General features: G+C 50.0%; 7 protein-coding genes. 6 read left to right on the top strand and 1 reads right to left on the bottom strand.

Annotated features, from left to right (window positions below):
• From ACP5KC_RS07195 to cas2, 4 genes are all read left to right on the top strand, one after another.
• The coding region (locus ACP5KC_RS07195; protein ID WP_428287096.1) for a hypothetical protein at nt 1-198 on the top strand (198 nt) is incomplete at its 5' end.
• Entirely contained in the window at nt 185-1819 is a 1635-nt protein-coding gene (cas3, locus tag ACP5KC_RS07190) for a CRISPR-associated helicase Cas3' (protein WP_428287095.1), read from the top strand. The genes ACP5KC_RS07195 and cas3, both read left to right, overlap by 14 nt.
• A gap of 47 nt (nt 1820-1866) precedes the next feature.
• Nucleotides 1867-2622, top strand: coding sequence for a hypothetical protein (locus ACP5KC_RS07185; protein ID WP_428287094.1), 756 nt, complete (start codon nt 1867-1869; stop codon nt 2620-2622).
• A 6-nt stretch (nt 2623-2628) separates the two neighbouring features.
• On the top strand, nt 2629-2919 hold the full coding sequence (gene cas2 / locus ACP5KC_RS07180; protein ID WP_428287093.1) for a CRISPR-associated endonuclease Cas2: 291 nt from the start codon (nt 2629-2631) through the stop codon (nt 2917-2919).
• Here cas2 and cas4 read toward each other — a convergent pair.
• On the bottom strand, nt 2886-3497 hold the full coding sequence (cas4, locus tag ACP5KC_RS07175; RefSeq protein ID WP_428287092.1) for a CRISPR-associated protein Cas4: 612 nt from the start codon (nt 3495-3497) through the stop codon (nt 2886-2888). The two genes, cas2 and cas4, sit on opposite strands and share 34 nt — an antisense overlap.
• A 58-nt stretch (nt 3498-3555) precedes the next feature.
• On the opposite strand from cas4, the gene cas4a reads away from it, so the two are divergent.
• Together cas4a and cas1 are read left to right on the top strand one after the other, a co-directional pair.
• The gene (gene cas4a, locus ACP5KC_RS07170; RefSeq protein ID WP_428287091.1) at nt 3556-4491 is read left to right on the top strand and encodes a type I-A CRISPR-associated protein Cas4/Csa1; all 936 of its coding nucleotides are present in this window, start codon (nt 3556-3558) and stop codon (nt 4489-4491) included.
• On the top strand, nt 4488-5325 hold an 838-nt coding region (gene cas1 / locus ACP5KC_RS07165), incomplete at its 3' end, for a CRISPR-associated endonuclease Cas1 (RefSeq protein WP_428287090.1). The genes cas4a and cas1, both read left to right, overlap by 4 nt.

Below are 5325 nucleotides of genomic sequence, written 5' to 3'. Positions count from 1 at the left end.
TATAACGCTGTAAAAAAGCTCTACATGTATGCTGAAACCCAAAACCCTGTTTTCTGGTCGGAGTACAACCGTGAGATTTCAGCAATTCGTGACATTGTTTCAAGGGATGAAAAGATACTCAGGGCATGTAAATACGAGTTTCCACGGCTGATTCATGTCGTAAAAGAAAAAAAAGTGAAAAAGCATGTCAATTGTTAATTCTTTAGGCATTGTAAATCAATTTATACGCGAGACAACTCCACATGCTGTTGCATCCAGGCCTTACCTCGAATACGTTGTTAAGGAAATCGAGACGACTCCAGTCTCAGGAGAGGGCAAAGGCCATGCTTTCTTTGTCTCCGCGCCCACAGGATACGGCAAAACCTCTCTCTCACTGGCGTTGTCCCATGCGTATCTCTCGAGCGGTTACAAGACTATTATTAGCTATCCTTTACGGAGTCTGATCGAGGACCAGAGGTCTAAGTTTGCTGCCTATTATAGATGGCTGGGCAAGGAAGGGATTGTAGGTGCAAGGATGATGGGCCTGCGAGAGTCACCCTACCTGGTTCACCCAGTCGTTTTGACGACAATCGACACTTTTACTCTTGTAAGCCTCGGGTTGGCCCCTGAGGACATTTCGAAAGTCTATAGTGAGACTAGCATGGGCCATTTCCTGTTCAGCTGGGGCTCCTCATGGTTATCTACACAGATCTTTGACGAAGTCCACCTCCTATTCGACACGACGAAGTCATTGAGCGTGTTGATTGCGTTGCTAAAGCTAGGTCTAAATGTTTTCTCGTCGAACATGTTCTTCTTGTCTGCGACCCTTCCCAATGTTTACTTGAGTAAGATTAAAAGTCATTTAGGCAAAGCCGCCAGTAACGTAAAGGTTATTGATTTTAGAGGGGACCTGGACCCCGGGTTCATCGAGGAGAGAAGAGGCAAAAAATACAAGATAAATCTATTGTCCTTGTCTAGTCAGAGAAAAAACGAGGAGATAAAGGGGATTCTTCAAAGTGCTCCCTTTACTAGGGCGCTTGTCGTATTTAACACGGTGGAAGACGCCGTGGCATTTTATAGCAGTCTAACTTTTCCGAACAAAGTATTGCTGCATTCAAGGTTTACGAATGATGACAAGAATAAGAAGCTCGAGATGATCAAAAAAGCCGCTCAGGTCTCAAACGGTAAATTTATCATTGTAGCTACACAGGCGATCGAGGCCGGGGTGGATATATCGAGTGACCTTATAATAACAGAGCTTGCCCCCGCGAGCTCGCTTATACAGAGGTTCGGCAGGTTTCTCAGGAGAGAGAATGAGGCTTGCATGGATCCCAATACATGCGCTTACGTCTGGTATGAGGAGGAGGAGATCGAGGGTAACAAGGGGGGAAATTACAAGGTTTACGACGCCGACCTTGTCAGGAGGACAAGGGACTATCTTGAACACAATCCGGATATCAACCTTCACATCGATTATGGGGGGCTGCTCTCAAGTGTTTACCGGGGGGGCGATGCACAGGTCGACCAAGACTATATAGACCACATTGTGTACGTTTTCGGACACCTGTTAACCGCCTCTAAGACGGCGCTCGACCTCCTCTTGGAGAAGGAGGGTAGTCTTGTCCGTGACGGCTCGCTTTTCATGGCCGAGTCTCGTAACGGCTTCAAGGTCCCCGTAGATTTCAACATTATAAGAAAACACTGTGTCGGCGAGAAATGCCCTCAGAGTCTCAAAGACGCATTACATATGGTCCTGAGTGGAGGTGTAGAGGGCGAAGGGGCTGTATTCAAGGTTTCGTGTGACTATGACCCAGAAATTGGACTCGTTTGTCCCGGGTGATACCTATCGAAATATACGCCTATTATAAGCCGCCCTATTCTCAGACAATGCGTGAACACGTGGCACTCGCACTTGAAACCTTTCCCGAAGGATCTAAACTTGCCGTGTTCGGGTCTTCCCTGACGCCTAGCTTTCATAAAGCCCTTAAAATAGCAATTGTCTTTCATGATTTCGGGAAAACACCTTTCAACATAGCCAGAGCCGGGGATCTACATTCTGGAAGAGAGCTATCATTCCCGGGACACGAGCTTATCTCAGGATGGATAGCGTATAAATCCCTCCTCTACAACCCACGTGTCCCTGACGTTTTTGGCATTCCGAGTAAGGAGTTCTTTGAGAACAAGTTGGGAGAACTAATTTCCCTGTCTGTTCTACTACACCATCATCCAATGGATCTCAAGAGAAGGCTAGAGGTGTTTAAGGGGAACCTTGCATCACTCCACGTCTCAAAGCTCGACGTGGAAGCCTTTACATACTCGTTAAAGGGGCTCCTGTCCACGCGCCTTGGAATAGACGAGGAATTATTCCAAAACCATCTAGTCAGTGTGTTGCCCGGCACCGAGGTCAGTGCGGGTCAGATAGCCCAGATGGCAGGCCAGATTTTTGACCAGCTAACGGTTTCAGTCTGGGAAACGGGTAAGCCCTTACACAGGAAGATCTTCCTCCTGCTGCTTCAGGGACTTGTCGCAGCTGACTATTGCTCCGCCAGGGCAAGGGGTGGAGGTTCCCTGTCTGTTTTCTCCGAGTCTATGAAAGTGTTTGTCGAGCTATACGGTGGAAAGTGCCAGGCCCCCTCAACGTGAGTTGTTTTGACGGATCAAGTCATACTTGTCGTGTACGACATAAGGGACAATCGCCTCAGGTTTAAGGTCTCAAACTTCCTCAAGAAGACTGGCTATGTGCGGGTACAGAAGAGTGTCTTCGTCTCGCCTTACAACCCGGCCGTCCTCTCAGATACGGAGGCCGGGCTCAGGAGGATAACGCGTGAGAATGAAGGCTATGACATCCAGATCTACGTGTTTTCTCAAGCATCGTACGAGAACAGGATTGTCATCTCAAAGGGATACTATATCGAGGAGGAGGAAGAGTTCCTCGTGTAAGCGAAGGGACAGTAGGCTCTGTAATTACAGCTTGAACAGTCTCTCCTGGTGAGGGGTTCCACCTCGCCGAGAGCCACCTTCACTGCACGTTTAACCATCTGTATTACGCTTTTCTTGTCCTCGCTAGAGATATAGACCTCAATGAACCTGGGCTTAGGCCTAAGGTAGTACACCAAACCCCTTTTGACCGAGCTCTTCCTTGAGGGCCAAGACTTCTCAATAAGAATGGCGTAGGCTATAAGCTGGACAAGGTGATCCTTCTTTACCCGAGACGCCCTTGGGGGCTCAGCCCATTTGACTTCGACCGGTATGAGCTCGCCCATTTTCGTCTCTAGGACTGCGTCAGGCTTGCCTGTTAGCTGCAGTTCACGTGAGGAGAGCGTGACACCCCTATGTATTCTAGCTACACTGTATTTTTTTAATAACTGTTGGAGGAACTCCTCCTTCTCAACCTCGCCGCCGTAAGCCATATACTCGGTCTCACGCTCCCTGACTCCTATCCCATGGGTTATGTATACTATGGCCTCGCAGTATGCGAAGTGTTTCAGATCGTTGACGGTTAAAGTCCACTCCTCCATAAACTTATTTAAAAACAATAAGACAAAAGTTAATTATTAAATCATCGCTTTTCATAATATGCCGGGGCTATTCCCCATCATAGAGGATATCAACTCACTATACAGGGATTTCAGGCGAATGCCCCCTGTGGAAGTAAGCGAGGAACTGAGAGGCTGGTCTTATGGTCAAGGAGTTGTAGCCCCGCCTGGAGGCCCACTCCTCGGCGTATCAGACATAACAGGTGGATTCTGTGACCGTGGCCGAGACGTCTACCTCCGCTACGTAAAAAGGGTTCAGCCGAGAGATAACTATCTGCTCCAACGAGGAAGGCTAATACATGAAACCTGGACCAGGACGATCGTAGAGGTGAAGAGAAGCATTTACAACCACGGGCTGGACGCCTCAAGCCAGGAACTAGCCAATACCGCTTCAACCTTAAAAGAGAAATTAAGGGCAGAGTTCAATGCGAAGCACAGCCTCGTCCCCGAAGAAGAGAGGACATGGCTCGTCGACAGGATAATCAACGAGGGCTTCTCCACGTATGCCTCCTCGCTCGAGAGGCAACTAAGCAGGTCGAGATTCCTCGAGATAGACGGTCTCGTCGCAGCCACAGTCCCCCTCCTGACGGAATACCCTATAAACGGCGAGAAGATAGGTCTTAGCAGGGCACTCCGCGTAGACGCACTCATCCCGCCTGGACTCATCCTAGAGTTAAAAACCAGGCACCCGAGAAGGGAATTCGAGCTCGCCCTGGTTGGATACGCCCTAGCTTTTGAAAGCGAGTACGAGACCCCGATCGACCGTGGATTACTCATGTATGTCGAGGTGGATCCCCCGAAACGCAGGCTCTACGTGAGACCCAGGATTATAGCCCTAGGAGACGCGCTGAGGTCTGAGTTCGTTGAAAGACGCGACAAGCTCCTAGAACTCATACTCTACGATGAAGACCCCGGCGTATCCTCCAACTGTCCCTCAGAGTGCCCCTACATTCATTATTGCAGGGGAGGCGAATGAGCCTTGGGCGGATGATACTACTGGACAAGCACGGCGCCATGCTTGCCGCCAGAGGGGGAGAGTTCGAGATCCGTGTGAGAGAGGAAAACCAGTGGAAAGTCATGGCAAGGTACCCCGTAGCAAACATCACGGCAATCGTCCTTGCCGTTGAGGGCGTCACGATAACCGGGGGAGCCATAAGGCTGGCGGCCGAGCACGGCATAGACATAAACTTTATGCCAGGCTGGGAGCCCACGGCACGCCTAGTACCCGCCACTTATGGAGGATCATTAGAGCTCTGGCTCAAGCAGGTCAAACAAGCCCGAAGCGAGAAGAGGAGGACAGAGCTCGCAAAAAGCTTCGTCGGTGCTAAAATACACAACCAGAAGACAGTTATAAAGAGCTACCTGAAAAGCGAGGCAATATCAGGCAGAGACACAACAGAGCTACAGCGCAAGCTAAAGACTATCGAGAAAGCCGAGTCCCAACTACCCGGAACCGACTCCTGGAAAAAAGCACGCGTAGTCGAGGCAGTCGCTGCACAAGCCTACTGGGAGGCCATAGCCAACCTGCTACCTAAACAGGTCGGCTTTAAGAAAAGACTCAAACGTTGGGACATCAAGCCCGGCGTAAAGCTAGACCCCTTCAACATAGCTCTAAACATCGGCTACACCTACCTACTACGCGAGACCTGGAAAGCAGTCTTCGCTGTAGGCCTCAACCCCTACTTCGGCTTCCTGCACGCCCGGAGACCAGGTAGAATGAGCCTAGTACTCGACCTCATGGAAGAATTCAGGCCAATAGCCGTCGACAGGCCCCTAATCAGGCTCGCCCGCTCAGACCCCTCCAGGCTTG

The organism is Infirmifilum sp. (genome assembly GCF_049970975.1).
In the GTDB taxonomy this organism is placed as follows: Archaea; Thermoproteota; Thermoprotei; order Thermofilales; family Thermofilaceae; genus Thermofilum; species Thermofilum uzonense.
Note: the sequence above shows the minus strand (reverse complement) of the source record. Positions and strands in the feature narration are given on the sequence as shown.

What these genes read in the sequence shown, in the direction of transcription:
- cas3 (WP_428287095.1), top strand. Translation starts at nt 185, where the DNA reads ATGTCAATTGTTAATTCTTTAGGCATTGTAAATCAATTTATACGCGAG.
- ACP5KC_RS07185 (WP_428287094.1), top strand. Translation starts at nt 1,867, where the DNA reads ATGCGTGAACACGTGGCACTCGCACTTGAAACCTTTCCCGAAGGATCT.
- cas4 (WP_428287092.1), bottom strand. Translation starts at nt 3,497, where the DNA reads ATGGAGGAGTGGACTTTAACCGTCAACGATCTGAAACACTTCGCATAC.
- cas4a (WP_428287091.1), top strand. Translation starts at nt 3,556, where the DNA reads ATGCCGGGGCTATTCCCCATCATAGAGGATATCAACTCACTATACAGG.